Consider the following 16528-nt stretch of genomic DNA (forward strand, 5'->3'; position numbering starts at 1 on the left):
TTGCTGGGCATAGACTTGGCTGAAGATAATTTAAGTGAGGCGATTAATGCGGAAATGGCGACAGCTACAGCCTACTTAGCCAACCAAGAAATTGCTTCATTAATTCATGCCGAAAAGATGAAAGACCCAGCTCAACTAATGGCTATGAAATTATTGGGCAACATGGGCCCACTAACGTTCTTTTCATCTCAAGAACTGTGGAAGTTGACTGTGATTAAAGCGATTAATCTTTCTCTCAAGTACGGTTTTGTAGCGGAAGGGTCTTACTGCTATTCGTGTTATGGAATTATCCTAAATTCAATTTTAGGGGATTACCAATCTGCTTATGAGTTTGGCAGGCTGGCTCTGACTCTGAGCGAAAATTCAAATAATTTGTCTCAAAATTGCCAAGATAGTGTGATTTTTGCTAATTACTTAAACTGCTGGGTGAGACCTCTCAAAACTACGGCCCAAATTAATAATGAAGGTTATAAAGTTGGCTTGCAATCGGGCAATTTGCAATGGACGGGTTATAACCGGATGTTTCAAACTATTACTTATTTCTTCCAGGGCATGAATTTGAATAGCCTCTGGGAAGATATTGACAAGTCGCTCCATTTCTGCAATCACACTAAAAATTTCTGGGCGATTGATATTATTGTTGCTAATAAGATAGCAATTTTGAATTTGATGGGGGAAGAGGATGAAGTTAGCGAAGAACAGCATTTAGAAAATTTTCATAACCGTAAAAGTATGGCAGCGCTGTGCGAGTTTTATGTTTTAAAGGCGCAGACTTTCTATCTTTACGAACAGTACAGTGAGGCGCTAGAAGCATCTGAACGGGCGGCAGGGCTGATCGATTATTTGATGGGTCATATTTCTAGTGCTCACCATTATTTTTACCGTTGTCTGATTTTAACGGCTCTGTATTCCGAGGTTTCAGAATCGGAGCGACAAGATTACTGGCTGCAATTAGAAGCTAATCAGAAGCAAATTAAAGTTTGGGCGGATAATTGCTCGGAAAGTTTTGCACATAAGTTCTCGCTGGTGGCGGCAGAAATGGCGAGAATTTCAGGTTTTGATTTGTCGGCGATGGATTTGTACGATCGCGCGATTGCTGAGGCTAGAGAGCATGATTTTATTCAGAATGAAGCGCTGGCGGCGGAATTGGCTGCTAAGTTCTGGTTGGGGAAGGAGAAAGAAGAATTTGCCCACATCTACCTGACTAAAGCCCACTATGGCTATCAATACTGGGGGGCTAAACGTAAAGTTGAGAGTTTGGAGGAAAAATATCCCCAATTAATAGTGAGAACTTCAGGGAAGACAACTACTCAAACAAAAAACCGAACAACGACGGCGACTACTAGCAGCAATTTGGGTGAGACGCTAGATTTAACTACGGTGATGAAAGCTTCTTTCGCGATTTCGGGTGAAATTGTTTTGAGTAGGTTGCTGGAAAGATTGATGAAAATTGCGATCGAGAATGCGGGGGCGCAAAAGGGTTTTTTGATTTTAGAAAAAGCGGGAAACTGGGCGATTGAGGCGGAAGGTTCGGTGCAGGAGGATGAGGTTAGTGTGCTGCAATCGCTTCCTCTCAATCCGATAGCAGCTTCTGGGGGAACTCCTTTGCTGGCTTGTGCGATCGCTAATTATGTGATTCGCACTCAGGAAAATGTGGTGTTAAATAATGCGGCTCAAGAGGGACAATTTACTCGCGATCCTTATATTGCAGCTACTCAACCGAAGTCTATTCTTTGCACTCCTCTGCTGCACCAAGGTAAGTTGACTGGCCTTCTTTATTTGGAAAATAATCTGACTGAAGGGGCTTTTACTACGGATCGGCTTGAGTTGTTAAAACTTTTATCTTCCCAAATTGCTATTTCCATTGAGAATGCTCAGCTTTACGATCGATTAGGGGACTACTCGCGAACGCTGGAACGTAAGGTTATAGAAAGAACCCAAGAACTGCAACAGGAAATTGCTGTCAGAATGCAGACAGAAGTAGCCTTGGGCAAGTCTGAGGAAAAGTTTTCTAAAGCCTTTCGTTCCAGTCCTAACCCGATCGCGATCGCCCGATTTGCAGATGGACGCTACATCGAAGTGAACGACAGTTTCCTCCGCACTTTTAGCTACTCTCGCGAACAGGTAATTGGTTTTACAGCAATTGATTTGAATTTTTGGGGTAATTTAGAAGAATGTGACAGATACAGACAGCTCTTGCAAGAATCAGGAGTGGTTCGCAATCAGGAATTCGATTGTCGTACTTCATCAGGCGAGGTGAGAAAGATGCTGGTATCAGCAGATATTATTGAGCTGGGTGGAGAAGCGTGTATTCTGTTAGTCACTAACGACATTACCGAGCGTCAAAGGGTAGAAGAAGCGCTCAAAGAAAGCGAGGCTAAATACCGTGACTTAGTTGAAACATCGCAGGATATGATTTGGTCACTTGATATCGAAGGGCGTTATACCTTCGTCAACGCTGCTGTAAAACATATATTTGGCTACTTGCCTAAAGAAATGATAGGGCGAAAATTTAGTGATTTTCAGCTACCTGAACAACTTCCAAAAGATAAAAAGATATTCCAACGTATGCTGAATGGAGAGTCTGTATTTCAGTATGAAACTATACAATTAGCTAAAGATAGTAGACCTATCAATCTCCGGTTTAATTCACTTGTATTGCGGGATTCCGAGGGAAAAATTCTCGGAATAACTGGCACAGCTAGCGATATTACGGAAAGTAAAAAAGCAGAGGCAGCCTTACAAAAATCCAAAGAAGTTGCAGATGCGGCTAACAAGGCTAAAAGCGAATTTTTATCAAAAATGAGTCACGAATTGCGAACTCCCCTCAATGCAATTCTCGGCTTTACCCAAGTGCTGGCGCGCGACTCATCCCTTTCTCAGATACAGCAGGGACAGATAGGCATCATTAGTCGTTCTGGCGAGCATTTGCTGACGCTGATTAATGACGTGCTGGAAATGTCTAAAATAGAGGCAGGTCGGATTACCTTAAATCCTACTAGCTTTGACCTGTATCATTTGCTCCATTCTCTCGAAGAAATGCTCAAAATTAAAGCGGATTCTAAAGATTTACAGCTCAGTTGGCACATCGATTCTAACATTCCTCAGTATGTAAAAACTGACGAAAGTAAATTGCGTCAAGTATTGATTAATCTGCTAGGAAATGCGATAAAGTTTACGAGCAAGGGAAGTGTGACGCTTAGGGTAGCAGCAATTAGTGCGAAACAAAAGTCCCCAACAGACAACGAACCACGGACTATTACGTTTGAAGTGGAAGACACTGGTTACGGCATTGCTCCTACTGAGCTAGATTCTTTATTTAAGGCTTTTGTGCAAACTGACGCAGGTCGGAAATCTCAAGAAGGAACAGGCTTGGGTTTACCAATCAGCCGACAATTCGTACAACTGATGGGAGGAGACATTACCGTCAGCAGTACCTTGCATCGAGGAACAATTTTTAGTTTTGATATCCAAATTAGTTCCCCAGAGATGGCTGAAGTTCAACCTCGACAATCAAGAAGGCGGGTAATTGGTTTACAACCCAACCAACCCTCATATCGCATCTTGGTGGTTGATGATAAATGGGAGAGCCGTTTGCTATTGGTTGATCTTCTCGAACCGCTTGGCTTGGAGGTGCGCGAAGCAGTAAATGGTCAAGAAGCTATTAGAATCTGGGAGACTTGGAAACCTCACCTAATTTGGATGGATATGCAAATGCCTGTGATAGACGGGTATGAGGCTACCAGACAAATTAAAGCCAAGATTCAAGATGAGGCTACCCCAATTGTTGCGTTGACCGCTAGCGCTTTTGAGGAAGAGCGAGCCATTGTTTTATCATCAGGCTGTGACGATTTTGTGAGCAAGCCTTTTCAAGAAGAAGTGATTTTTGCCAAAATGGCTGAACATTTAGGGGTACAGTATATTTATGAAGATTTACCGAACTTTACATTATCTCAGCTTGAGGGTCAAGACCTGAGTGTAAAAGCAGAGGAAAAAACTGAAAATTTAAGGACAACTTTGGCGAAAATGCCTGCTGAGTGGGTGATACAGTTACATCAAGCAGCTATCGATGCTGATGCCGACCTGATTTTAAGTTTAGTCGCCACAATCCCCGAATATAATAAGTCTTTCCCGGAGACCATCGCTGATTGGGCTAACAACTTTCGATTTGATAAAATTACTGACTTAACCGAACAAATTATCCCATGAACAGCCAGCCATTAGCATCTCATGTTGCCAATCTTTTAGTGGTTGACGATACCCCCGACAACCTGCGTCTTTTATCGACTATGCTGAGGGACAAAGGATATAAAGTTAGGGGCGTAATAAACGGGGAAATGGCATTAAAAGCAGCGCGTTCTACCCCACCAGATTTGATTTTGCTCGACATCTCTATGCCCCAGATGAACGGCTACGAAGTTTGCCAACATTTAAAAGCGGATGCCAGAACTTCGGGTATTCCAGTTATTTTCTTGAGCGCCCTAGATCGAGTGTTGGATAAAGTCAAAGCATTTGCTGTAGGAGGAGTAGACTACATCACCAAGCCATTTCATTTAGAAGAAGTTTTAGCTCGTGTCGAAAATCAACTAACTATTCAGCGTTTGCAAAAAAAAATGCACGAGCAAAATGCGCGATTGCAGGAGTCTGAGGCTAAAGAGCGGAATAAATCCCAACAACTAGAGCTGGCTCTACAACAGTTACAAAATGCACAAGCTCAGCTCATCCAAAGCGAGAAAATGTCAAGTTTAGGGAATGTCGTAGCGGGGGTAGCTCACGAAATTAACAATCCGATTAGTTTCATTAAAGGGAACCTCTCGCCCGTAAGGGAGTACACTGAAGATTTGCTGAGGCTGGTGCAACTTTACACAGAAGATTTCCCCAATCCCACAGCAGCTATCCAGGAACAACTGGAGGCAATCGATTTCGCTTTTCTCAGGAATGACTTGCCGAAGCTAATTGCTTCTATGAGCATAGGAGCTGATCGAATTGGAGAAATAGTGCAATCGCTGCGGAATTTTTCCCGACTCGATGAAGCTGAGTTAAAAGCGGTGGATATCCATGAAGGAATTGAGAGTACGCTGATGATTTTGCAGCATCGGCTGAAAGATGAAGCACAGCAAACGATAATTAAAGTGGTAAAAGAGTATGATAATCTGCCAAAGATAGAATGCTACGCGGGGCAAATGAATCAGGTTTTTATGAATGTTCTGACTAATGCGATTGAAGCGTTGCAATCCCCAAAACGTTGGGCAAATGATGTAGATGATAGCAGCTCGATCCCTACTATTACTATTTGCACGAAGTTACTCTCCGACTTTCAAGTGGGTATTTATATTACTGATAATGGCCCCGGCATAACCGAAGAGATTCAACAACGCATATTTGAGCCATTTTTTACAACGAAGACAGTGGGAACAGGGAAGGGTTTGGGGTTATCGATTAGCTATACTATTGTAGTGGACGACCACGGGGGACAACTGAGTTGTTTTTCGATACCGGATCAAGGGGCGACATTGGCAATCGAAATTCCGATTTACCACTCTAGAAAAGGTTTTTATAAAGAGGATTTGGTCGGGCTATAAGCCACACTAAACTTCAAGTATTCAAAAATGGTGTAAGATCGGGAATCGTGTTTATTTAGGAGTCATATCATGTTCGATCGATTAACCATACTATCCCGGTCGGGGCGGGTTTTTGAGATTGTCAATTATTGGCAGGTATTGTGGGTGAACCCGCCCCTACACAAATTGCGATCGAGGGGACATGATATCATTTGATTGGCAATTTTTACACAAATTTCCCTTAATGGCAAGTCGCCAACTTGCTTTTTTTTAGTAGCTGATGCACGCACTCTCAAACCCAAAATAATGATGAATTTAAACCATGATTTTTTTTCAGTAAAAACTCTAGCAATTATTTGTGTAATTGCTGCGTTTGTTGTCATTGGTGGCAAAGTTTTTGCGACAATAATCGATGATAGACCGCCATTTAAAGAGACTAGCTTTTACAGTACGACTATATCGGGTAATAACGATTTAGTTGATATTTATTATCCTAAACCATCCGATCTTAATTCTGGTAATTACTCTTTTCCCATTGTGCTTTTATTGCAAGGTGCGCTTGTAGATAAATCATTTTATTCAGATTACGCTAGCCATGTGGCACGGTACGGCTTTGTGGTGGTTGTTCCGAACCATTTGCGGCCTTCGCCCTTCAATCCCACTTCACCGCCTAATTTGGCGTCGGAAACTTCCCAAATTGGGGCGGTTTTGTCTCAAATGGCGATCGAAAATACAAAGCCCACATCTCCGATCGCGTCTGTTATCGATACGCAGCGCCTTGGTTTATTGGGTCATTCTTTTGGTGGTGCAGTGGGGTTATCGGTGATTGCTAACAAATGTCTCCCAGAATTGTATTTGTGTCAAGAGCCATTTACGCGCCCGAAAGAACTATTAGCTGCTGCATTTTTTGGAGCTAACTTGCGGAATCCTATTGCTAATGAATTTGTACCCATCGCTAATGATGGCATTGCAGTGGCGTTGATTCAAGGATCTATCGATGGTGTCGCCCTGCCCGATCGAGCTCACAGCACTTTTGACCAAATTCAAACACCACCCAAAGCTTTGATTACTGTTATGGGTGCAAATCACTTCGGCATTACCGATGTTAATAACCCCGCTGGTGCGATGCCCGATCGCAATACTGCTACCTTAGAGCGAGCCGTGGGTATTGAAACGATCGCCCGTTGGAGCGCCCTGTTTTTGCGGGCACATATGCTTAAAGATCGATCGGCATTTGATTATATTTACTCTCAAGGTGACGCCCTCGATCCGAATGTCCGTGTTACCACCGTTGCAGTTCCCAAACCATCTTCTAAGTAGCTACCTAAAAAACGTAAGATAGATTAAGGCTAATACATAGTGTGCCTAACTTTTTATTATTTGGGATCGCCGATCTGACAGACCGCGAGCACTATATTGTTTTAAGCATCTATGTACAGTAATTCTATGTACACCTAAACGTTCAGCTACATCTGTAAGGCTTTTAATCGCTCCAGTCTTTAACCAATAAAGTGCCTGAATTTTTTATTTATTAGGTAGAGTTCCCTGCTCTGACTAAATTATTTTTAACTCGTATGCTATTAAATCCATTCTTTCTTAGTAGTTTACTTTCATAAATTATTCCTCAAACTAGGTTCTTCATTTTAGGATTTTATTGGGTATAGCAAAACCATTTGATTTGTAAACAATTGATTCAATCATCACAAGCGTTTCAGGTTGTTCTACATTCACGACTCAAATAGACGTGCTATATAATATTATTATTAACTAAATTTCCATTTTCAGTAACCTCAGCCTGCCGCTTAAAGACTAGCAACGTAATATCATCAAACACTTTCTGCTTACCAATATGTTGCCGCACATCTACAATCACCGCATCCTTAACTCCTGCTGCAGACTTGTGCCAATTTTGACTAATTACTTGACACAATTGCTTTAGTCCATACTGCTTTTTGCGGATGTTATAGGCTTCTGGAATCCCATCAGTATAAAGCACCACGCCATCTCCAGGTTCTAGCTCAATCAGGACGTGACTGATGAAGTCTGCGATATCATCATCTAAAGCGATCGGGAAGCCTAACTCCATCGTGTCGATGCGCTCAACATCTCCATTTTTTCGCACCACTAGCGTTTCTTCATGCTGACCGCTGATGCTGATCCGTCCTTCGGAGTAGTTCAAAATCGCCAGCGTCAGACTTTTCTCAGAATTCATGCGCTGCACGTTTTTGTAGAGGGTACGGTTGAGTACATCCAGGAATCGAACTGGATCTAGTCCACGAATCTCTTGCAGGGTGCGAACTGAGGTTTGCGCCATCAGCATTAGAATGCCACTTTCCAGGCCATGTCCGGTGACATCACCGATCGCCAGTGTGACAACACCATCGATCTGTAGCACGTCGTAGTAGTCCCCTCCTACTTCATCGGCGGGTTCCATGTATCCGGCGATATCTAGTCCCTCAATTTCCAGTTCATGAGGGTTAGGCAAAATCATTTGCTGGATCTGACGCGCCACATTCACTTCTGCACCTAAACGGAGGTTGTCTACTTTGAGTTTTTCGTTGAGGGTCATGATTTCCTGATTAGCATTAGCGAGTTCTGATGTTCGTTCTTTAACTTTGTCTTCGAGGGTTTCAAATGATTCTTGAATTTGCCTCGCCATGCTGTTGAAGGATCGTGCTAGCAGACCAATTTCGTCTCGCGATCCCATCTTCACACGCATATCTAAGTGACCCGCCGTAAACTGGGCAACCGCTTGGGTGAGGTAAATCAGAGGCTTGGTTAATAGTTGTGCGATCGCCAAAGCGATGATAGTTACAATTGTGGCGATGATTGCTAATAAAAGAAGTGCATCCTGTATTTGTTTTTCTACAGGTGCTAGGGCAACGGCAATGGGTTGTGCGAAAAGAACTGACCAAGGTTGATATTGCAGGCGGGCGATCGCTAAGAGGCTTAACTCATTATTACCCGTAGCTGTCAATCGTGTGATTAGATAAGGCTGTTTAGTGTCTAAAGCCTGCTTGATGTCGGGCAAATTGATTGCAAGTTCTTCCGTTATATTTTTAGGCAAACGCCCTTCGCGTTGCAGTTTCACTACAACATTGGGTGACAAAGGTACAATTGATTTGAAAAGGAGTTCCGGTGTAGTGCTATGTGCCAGATGGATATAGTTCTCATCTAAAAGAACGGCTAACGATTTCGCACCTGCACGTTCAGTTTTCCGACTCACCAACTGCTGGACAGATGTGGCATTGTATGTCACCCGCAATACACCCAATATATTTCCCTTCGCATCGCGAACAGGACTGCTAAAGAAGAGCGTAACGAGGTTGGGAATTGTCGGCGATTGCCTAATGCTAGAAACAAAAGATAGTTGAGTTTTGAGCGGTTCTTGGAAGTAATCTTGACCGGATTCATCTCGTCCCACATCCAGTGTATTCGTATCGAGTACATTCCGTCCCTTTAAGTTGAGCAAGGCATAGGAGATAATATTAAGCGTATCTTTGCGACTGAGCCTGGTTAAGGTTTCAGTCGCTAACATCTCTTGGGGACTACCATTTCGCCGTTCTGGAGGTATGCCCAGATAGGCAGCCAAACCTGGTAAAATCGCTTCTACGCGCACGGCATTGAGATTCCCATCGATAAACCCATCTATTCTGTAAGCGGTTTCGTTAGCCGCCGCAGATAGCGCTTGTCGTGCGTTGTCGGTCAATGCCTTTTCAGTTGTCTGCTTGTTGACAAATGCTAGCAACAGCAACGGAATCAGAGCAACGACGAGAAACGACACGATTAACTTTGTACGAATGCTGTTGAAAAACAATCGCTTCATGGTTTGAGACTAGGAGGGGGGGGTTAAGAAAGAAGAATTGAACAAGGTTTCTAGATTGGGAAGGCGCGTCACATTGCCAGCGCGAATAAAAAAGTCCGTATATTTTTTGGCAGTTTTGTAGATATAATTATGACTGTTTGATTGAAATAAATTTTGATTGTCTGCAAAGTCAGTAAAGTCTATTCCGTCGAAAGAAATGGTATTGATGGGCATATTCAATGCTTTGCTGACGATCTCCTTTCCTTCGGTAATATTTGCTTCCCAATATGACAAGCCTTGAAGCCAGCCTCGCACAAAGGCGCGAATATCTTCGGGGCGATCGCGTATCACCTCACCCCGAAACGCGATTAAATCCAAAATTAAGCCTGGGGTTTGTTTGCTTGTAAACAGGATATGCGCCCCTAATTTTAATGCTTCAGAAAGATAGGGTTCCCAAGTGTGTCCTGCTTGGATAGCATTGTTTTGTAAGCGATTGGGAACTTCAAAAGTCTCGACTTTAACCAGTCTAACATCATCGCTTGTCAGCTTAGAGGTTTTCAACATCTCAGTAACGAAAACCTCGCTAAAGTCGCCTAGAGTTGCACCAAGCTTTTTTCCTTTCAAGTTAGGGATTGTTTTAATATCCGATTGCGCGACTACCACATCTGCCCCTGTCGATTCATCCACAACCATCACAGCTTGCATATCAGGATATGTGGCACTCAAAATCACAAAATCGCCCAAGGTCAATGCGATCGCATCATACTTCCCTGCACTGAAATCCGCGAAAAGCAATTGTGAGTGCTTTATATAGCTGAGTTCCACGTCTACCCCTTGCGCTTTGAAGAATCCTTTCTCTTGAGCAATGATCAGAGGTGTATAGCCAACAAAAGGAACACAAGATACTTTTAGGGCAGGAGGTTTTACTTTTAGAGGTGCCGAAGACTGACAAGCAAACAGCAGCCAGCAGGTAATAAATATACAGATGTAATTGAGTAATTTAGACATACTAGCTAGAGGATTCTTGGTGTAAAAAAGCCGACTCATATTTTCTTGATCCCGATCGACCTAAGTGCATCTTCCGCAATAGCCACTAAACTTGTTCCGGCGGCGATATCTAGAACAAGCTTGCCCGATCGCACTTTGACCAATTCTACTAACCGAGTTGCAGCTTGTTTGTGAAATTCATTTTCCTAGTCGGGGCGGTTGTTGAAGTCATTGATAATCTGCGGTTTGTAGGCACTTAGCGAGTCAGTCAATCGATTTTCGATTTTCGATTTTCGATTTTAGAATTGAAGCATTGACTTGTGCGAGATAAATTCGGGGGATCCTTTATCGGATACAGGTTTTTTATTTCTGGACGGATGAATCACGTGGCGGGTATCCTCGATGCTTTCAGTCATGGCGAATTATTGGTTTAACTTTCTACATTGTGGCAGTTATGGTCGATCGCGACTCTAGTCGCAGGTGACATCACTCAGCAATCTCTACAATGCCCGCCCATGTATGCAAAACCGCTACCGAGTATCAACTCTCCGGCAACAAACACCCGCCCAATTGGGATCGCGAAGCTGTAATCCGCTACAATCTGTGTTTGGTAAAGAATTTTTACAAGTTCACAGCCCATTACAGCCTTTGCGGCTTGTACTACCCAACCTGCCTGAAAATATGGATTTTGCTACTCTTGCTGCCCAGCTAAATGCTGGAACTATCTTGCCAGAGGGAATTGTCATCATCACCCTCTTGGTGGTTCTCGTCGGCGATTTAATCGTAGGCCGCAGTTCATCTGGTTGGACTCCCTACGTTGCCGTTGCGGGTTTGCTAGCCGCCGTCGCTGCCTTGTGTTTGCAGTGGGATAACGTTGATACCATCTCGTTTCTAGGCGGTTTTAACAGCGATGCCTTGAGTTTAGTGTTTCGCGGAATTATCGCTTTGACTGCGGCTGTCACTATTTTGATATCCGTCCGCTATGTACTGCAAACTGGTACTGCTTTAGCGGAATTCATCGGCATTTTACTCACCGCTACTTTGGGGGGAATGTTCCTCAGCGGCGCTGATGAATTGGTGATGATTTTTATTTCGTTGGAAACTCTGAGTATCTCGTCTTATTTGCTGACGGGTTACACAAAACGCGACCCGCGTTCCAATGAAGCTGCTTTGAAATATTTGTTAATTGGGGCTTCTTCTTCGGCGGTGTTTCTCTACGGGATTTCGCTGCTGTACGGATTGTCGGGGGGCGAAACTCAGTTAAGTGCGATCGCTGCTAACCTTTCTACTGTGAACGAAGGTCAATCTCTCGGTTTGGTGATTGCTTTAGTTTTTGCGATCGCCGGCATCGCCTTCAAAATCTCTGCGGTTCCCTTCCACCAATGGACTCCAGACGTTTACGAAGGTTCTCCTACACCCGTTGTTGCCTTTCTTTCTGTCGGTTCCAAAGCAGCCGGTTTTGCCCTAGCAATCCGCTTGTTAACAACTGCTTTCCCCGCACTTATCGAACAGTGGCACTTCGTGTTCACGGCCTTAGCCATTCTCAGCATGGTGTTAGGAAATGTGGTTGCCCTCGCCCAGACTAGCATGAAGCGGCTTTTGGCTTATTCGTCGATCGCCCAAGCCGGTTTTGTGATGCTGGGTTTGATTGCAGGAACAGAAGCCGGTTACTCCAGCATGATATTTTATCTGTTGGTTTACCTGTTTATGAACTTGGGCGCTTTCGCCTGCATCATCCTGTTCTCGCTGCGGACTGGAACCGACCAAATTAGCGAATACTCCGGTTTGTACCAAAAAGACCCGCTGTTAACTTTAGCCTTAAGTATTTGCCTGCTTTCTCTCGGTGGAATTCCGCCCCTGGCTGGATTTTTCGGCAAAATCTATCTGTTCTGGGCCGGCTGGCAAGCAGGACTTTACGGCTTAGTTATTCTGGGATTAATTACCAGCGTAGTTTCGATTTACTACTACATCCGCGTGGTCAAGATGATGGTAGTAAAAGAACCTCAAGAAATGTCAGACGCGGTGAAAAATTATCCCGAAGTTCGCTGGAACCTTCAGGGAATGCGGCCTTTGCAAGTCAGCGTTGTACTCACTTTGGTGGCGACAACATTGGCGGGAATTTTGTCGAATCCTTTGTTTAATTTGGCCAATGATGCTATTACCAAAACTCCCATGTTGCAGTCGGCTTTGAGTCAGGTGCAACCTGTTGTGGGTGCGAAAATTGACTCTAATTTGGTGTCTAGCCGGGATTAATTTTTCCTGTTTTTGAAATAGTGGAAAACGCCTGACTCTTTGCAGTTGGGCGTTTCTTTTTTGTTGTGATATACTGTTAATTATGATTTTTAACCGCAGATGTAGGCAGATTAACGCAGATAAAAGTTAGTACAGAGGCAACAATGTTAGTACAAAGTAAGGCAAAGTTTTATACTCCAGATGAGTACCGGGAGTTAGAGGAAACTGCTGAGTTTAGAAATGAATACCGCGATGGAGAAATTGTACAAATGAGTGGTGGTAGTATTAATCACAGCCGGATTATCCGAAATTTGAGTAGAGTCTTGGGAAATTTGCTTGAGGGGCAGCCCTATGAGCTTTTTCACAACGATTTGCGGTTGTGGATTCCTCGGTATCGACGGGGAACTTACCCGGATGTGATGGTGATTGAAGGGGAGCCAGTTTTTACCGAGGGACGCAGTGATGAGATCCTCAATCCGATGCTCATCGTGGAAGTGCTTTCTAAGTCTACCAAGGATTTCGATCGAGAGGATAAGTTTCGGTTTTATCGATCTATCCCTGAATTCTGTGAATATGTGTTAGTCAATCAATCTGAGTTTTTAGTCGCACAATATATTAAAACCGAACCAAATGAATGGTTATTTCGGGAATATGAGGGAGAGACAGCAACAGTTTCTTTTGCTTCCTTGGGAGTGCAAATGTCGATGAGCGAGATTTATGCAAAAGTGGTATTTGAAAGCCCGGAAACGGAAGTGCAGCAGTAAACTTCATGCTATGGGGTGAAGCAATGTCTAGCTTGGTAACAGTAAAACAATAATAACTTGGTGGGTGGTGAGGACTTTAGTCTTCTAATTTTTATGAGGGAAGATATGGATAACTACCGAATTGTCGAAACTTTGACCGAAAGCCAGGTTTCCGACTTGATGGATTTGTACAAAAACGAGTTTTGGAGCGACAAGCGGACGCGGGAGGATGTTGTGAAAATGCTGGAGGCAACTGATGTTACCATTGGTTTTGTCGATGAGACCGATCGACTAATTGGCATTACCCGCGTCATTACCGATTTTGTCTACAGAGCCATGATTTTTGATGTCATCATCAAGCCGACACACAGAAAGATGGGACTGGGTGCGAAGTTAATGGATGCAGTTTTAACTCATCCCAAATTGCAAGCTGTCGAGCATTTTTATCTTAATTGTTTGCCGAACATGATGCCGTTTTACGAGCGTTGGGGTTTCTCGGATGATGTGGGCGAACTTAAGTTTTTGCGGCGAACAACTGGCTGAACTTAGCCCCTTGAAAGCTCCAATTTTTCTCGAATTACGTCTTCTTTGAAACCTACTAAAACAGCCGTTCCATCTTTAACGAAAAGAGGACGTTTCAGCAGCATCGCATCCTTAGCAAAAGCATCTACCCACTGTTCGCTAGTCCAATTTTTCTTGTCATCGCCCAAAGCGCGGTAAGATTGACCGGAAGTATTTCGCATGGGTTCAAAACCTAAAGCAGCTACCCAGCTTTGGATTGTTTCGCGAGTCGGCGGCTGTTCTTTTGTGTTAATGAACTCGTAATTAACATCGCTATCTTTGAGCCACTGGAAAGCTTTTTTGCAGGTTCCGCAGTTGGGGATTCCGTAAACTTGAATTGACATAATAATGACTACTAACTAATGACTAATGACTAATGACTACTGACTAATCTAGCTTGTTGAACCCATTTTTGCACGCGATCGACTGAAGGAGTCAAGTCATTGCGCTGCATTGTCGCTACGTGCAGCCTTAAAACTTGTTGGTGCAATCTCTCCACGGGCATTTGAGCCAATTGAGCCGGAGAAGCAACGCCGGCGTGCAGTAACAGCCCGCAATACTGACACCCTACACTTGGAATTCCAGCCAAATTTGCCATCGCTACCCATTTATTAACATATTGAATGTTAATCTGTAATTGATTGGCTAGCAACACTTTCGCCGCTTGCGTTTTCGTCAGGCGAATTAGTTGTCCGGTTGTGGTGATACTGCACTCTTCCAGTTGAGATTGGTTTTCCTTGCTCAATCCCGGTAAATGTGCGATCGGCCAATCGCGTAGTTGCACAGAAGTTTGAGGAGCTTTATGAGAAATTTTCATGTTTTTTCAGTGAATTTTACTTATACTTTAAAGTCTAAATTATAAAACAGTCAATAGAGGATATCGCTCACGTCACCCTATCAACAAAAACCAGACCAAGGAATTTGACTCATTGCGGGTGTTGTGATAATTATGCTAATTTCCTACAAAGTAGCACTTTCAGCCGGTTTTCCTGCCTGTGGCTCAGGCTTACTGCTTAACCACATCATCCGGGCGATGACGACAAAGACTATAAAAAAGACAGCCTATAAATGCTAGCAAAAAATAAGTGACAGATGAGAATTTTCTCAAAAATGGCTGCCAAATTGATCGTCAGAATTTTAGGGCTTTAATGCTGAGAATGCAAAAACTTGTGGCTGACTGTAAACCCAACTCAAAATTATAGGTTTTTACCCATGACAATTACACAAGGTGATGATTTGTTAACTAATATTCTACACCAACGGCGGCAAAAACTGGCCAGTTTAATTAATTTTCCGGTAATTTTATGGTCGGGGCGCAGCATTCCTCGCAATTATCCGGCACTTACTTATCCCTTTCGTGCCAGCAGTCACTTTCTATATTTTGCTGGTTTGCCCTTAGAAAATGCTGCCATTCGCTTAGAATCGGGCAAATTAGAATTGTTCTTAGATGACGCACCTGCTAGCAGCACCCTTTGGCACGGAGAAATGCCGAAAAGAGCAGAAATTGCCGCACTAATTGGCGCTGATGCTGCTTTCCCAATGGCCGAATTGAAAGCGCGATCTACAAATGCAGCAACGATCGCAATTCAGGATTCTTGGACTCAGTTGCAACAGCGTGAAATTCTCGATCGCCCTCTCGCACCGCCCAAATCGCCAACCGGAATTGACCTAGAATTAACCAAGGCAATTATATCTCTGCGCCTGAGCCACGATGCAGCCAGTTTGGCAGAATTGCGTCAAGCTGCCGCTGTCACTGTAGAAGCTCACAAAGCGGGAATGGCGGCAACCCGAAATGCTCAAATTGAAGCGGGGGTGCGCGCTGCAATGGAAAGTGTCATCATCTCCAAAAACATGACCTATGCCTATCCCAGTATCGTGACTGTGCATGGAGAAGTGCTGCACAGCGAACATTATCACAATCCCCTACAAACCGGAGATTTGTTGTTAGCAGATGTCGGTGCGGAAACATCAACGGGATGGGCGGCTGATGTGACTCGCACTTGGCCGGTTTCTGGCAAGTTTTCTCCGACTCAAAGAGCGATTTATGATGTGGTTTTGGCAGCGCACGATGCTTGTATTGATAAAATTAGTCCGGGGGTGGAATATCAAGACATTCATCTGTTAGCTGCTCGGATTATGGCGGAAGGATTAGTTGATTTAGGTATTTTGCGGGGTAATGTTGAAGATTTGGTAGACATGGATGCTCATGCGCTATTTTTTGTGCACGGTATCGGACATTTAATCGGTTTGGATGTTCACGATATGGAAGATTTAGGCGATTTGGCTGGCTATGAAGAAGGAAGAACCAGAAGCAGTCGGTTTGGGTTGGGGTTTTTGCGGTTGAATCGAGTTTTGCGTCCGGGAATGCTAGTATCGATCGAACCGGGATTTTATCAAGTTCCGGCAATCTTAAATCACCCAGAAAATCGCGCTAAATATGAAGATTTTGTGAACTGGGAGGAGTTGGAAAAATTTGCCGATGTGCGCGGAATACGCATAGAAGATGATATACTTGTCCTCGATGAGGGTAGAGAAGTATTGACAGGGAAATTGCCCACAACAGCTCCAGAGATTGAGGAGTTAGTTGCGGTAAATACGTAAGTTGAGCCGAGTTTCGATCGCACATACGCAGTTTTATC

The 16528-nt window shown here is 43.8% G+C and carries 12 protein-coding genes; 7 read left to right on the forward strand and 5 right to left on the reverse strand.

Annotated elements, in window-relative coordinates; translation table 11 throughout:
• The 3 genes from QUB51_RS21240 to QUB51_RS21250 all read left to right on the forward strand — a co-directional run.
• On the forward strand, nucleotides 1-4209 hold a 4209-nt coding region (locus QUB51_RS21240), incomplete at its 5' end, for a PAS domain S-box protein (protein ID WP_333393080.1).
• Nucleotides 4206-5582, forward strand: a complete 1377-nt coding sequence (locus QUB51_RS21245; protein WP_333053796.1) for a response regulator — start codon at nucleotides 4206-4208, stop codon at nucleotides 5580-5582. The genes QUB51_RS21240 and QUB51_RS21245, both read left to right, overlap by 4 nt.
• Before the next feature lie 195 nt (nucleotides 5583-5777).
• Entirely contained in the window at nucleotides 5778-6881 is a 1104-nt protein-coding gene (locus QUB51_RS21250; RefSeq protein ID WP_333298321.1) for a poly(ethylene terephthalate) hydrolase family protein, read from the forward strand.
• A 45-nt stretch (nucleotides 6882-6926) separates the two neighbouring features.
• On the opposite strand, the gene QUB51_RS21255 is transcribed toward QUB51_RS21250, so the two are convergent.
• From QUB51_RS21255 to QUB51_RS21265, 3 genes are all read right to left on the reverse strand, one after another.
• Complete coding sequence (locus QUB51_RS21255; RefSeq protein WP_333053959.1) at nucleotides 6927-7082, reverse strand: helix-turn-helix domain-containing protein; 156 nt, start codon at nucleotides 7080-7082, stop codon at nucleotides 6927-6929.
• Between the two features lie 226 nt (nucleotides 7083-7308).
• On the reverse strand, nucleotides 7309-9387 hold the full coding sequence (locus tag QUB51_RS21260; protein ID WP_333053798.1) for a SpoIIE family protein phosphatase: 2079 nt from the start codon (nucleotides 9385-9387) through the stop codon (nucleotides 7309-7311).
• A gap of 9 nt (nucleotides 9388-9396) precedes the next feature.
• Nucleotides 9397-10374 carry an ABC transporter substrate-binding protein gene (locus QUB51_RS21265; RefSeq protein WP_333053799.1) on the reverse strand — a complete coding sequence of 326 codons (978 nt, stop codon included), beginning with the start codon at nucleotides 10372-10374 and terminating at the stop codon, nucleotides 9397-9399.
• A 660-nt stretch (nucleotides 10375-11034) separates the two neighbouring features.
• On the opposite strand from QUB51_RS21265, the gene QUB51_RS21270 reads away from it, so the two are divergent.
• The 3 genes from QUB51_RS21270 (at nucleotide 11035) to QUB51_RS21280 (ending at nucleotide 13871) form a co-directional block, all read left to right on the forward strand.
• A complete protein-coding gene (locus QUB51_RS21270; RefSeq protein ID WP_333053961.1) occupies nucleotides 11035-12606 on the forward strand; it encodes an NAD(P)H-quinone oxidoreductase subunit N in 1572 nt (523 codons plus the stop codon).
• Between the two features lie 143 nt (nucleotides 12607-12749).
• The gene (locus QUB51_RS21275) at nucleotides 12750-13349 is read left to right on the forward strand and encodes a Uma2 family endonuclease (RefSeq protein ID WP_333053801.1); all 600 of its coding nucleotides are present in this window, start codon (nucleotides 12750-12752) and stop codon (nucleotides 13347-13349) included.
• A gap of 105 nt (nucleotides 13350-13454) precedes the next feature.
• Nucleotides 13455-13871 carry a GNAT family N-acetyltransferase gene (locus QUB51_RS21280; RefSeq protein ID WP_333053802.1) on the forward strand — a complete coding sequence of 139 codons (417 nt, stop codon included), beginning with the start codon at nucleotides 13455-13457 and terminating at the stop codon, nucleotides 13869-13871.
• Nucleotides 13872-13873: 2 nt separating this feature from the next.
• Here QUB51_RS21280 and QUB51_RS21285 read toward each other — a convergent pair whose 3' ends face one another.
• Both QUB51_RS21285 and QUB51_RS21290 read right to left on the reverse strand, forming a co-directional pair.
• Nucleotides 13874-14233: a Spx/MgsR family RNA polymerase-binding regulatory protein gene (locus QUB51_RS21285; RefSeq protein ID WP_333053803.1), complete on the reverse strand. Its 360-nt coding sequence runs from the start codon at nucleotides 14231-14233 to the stop codon at nucleotides 13874-13876.
• A gap of 29 nt (nucleotides 14234-14262) precedes the next feature.
• Complete coding sequence (locus QUB51_RS21290) at nucleotides 14263-14706, reverse strand: DUF4332 domain-containing protein (protein ID WP_333233072.1); 444 nt, start codon at nucleotides 14704-14706, stop codon at nucleotides 14263-14265.
• Between the two features lie 395 nt (nucleotides 14707-15101).
• On the opposite strand from QUB51_RS21290, the gene QUB51_RS21295 reads away from it, so the two are divergent.
• Nucleotides 15102-16490 (forward strand): aminopeptidase P family protein, encoded by a 1389-nt coding sequence (locus tag QUB51_RS21295; protein ID WP_333263194.1) that lies wholly within the window; start codon nucleotides 15102-15104, stop codon nucleotides 16488-16490.
• Nucleotides 16491-16528 lie beyond the last annotated feature (38 nt).

This window comes from Microcoleus sp. AT8-A3 (assembly GCF_036705675.1).
Taxonomy (GTDB): Bacteria; Cyanobacteriota; Cyanobacteriia; order Cyanobacteriales; family Microcoleaceae; genus Microcoleus.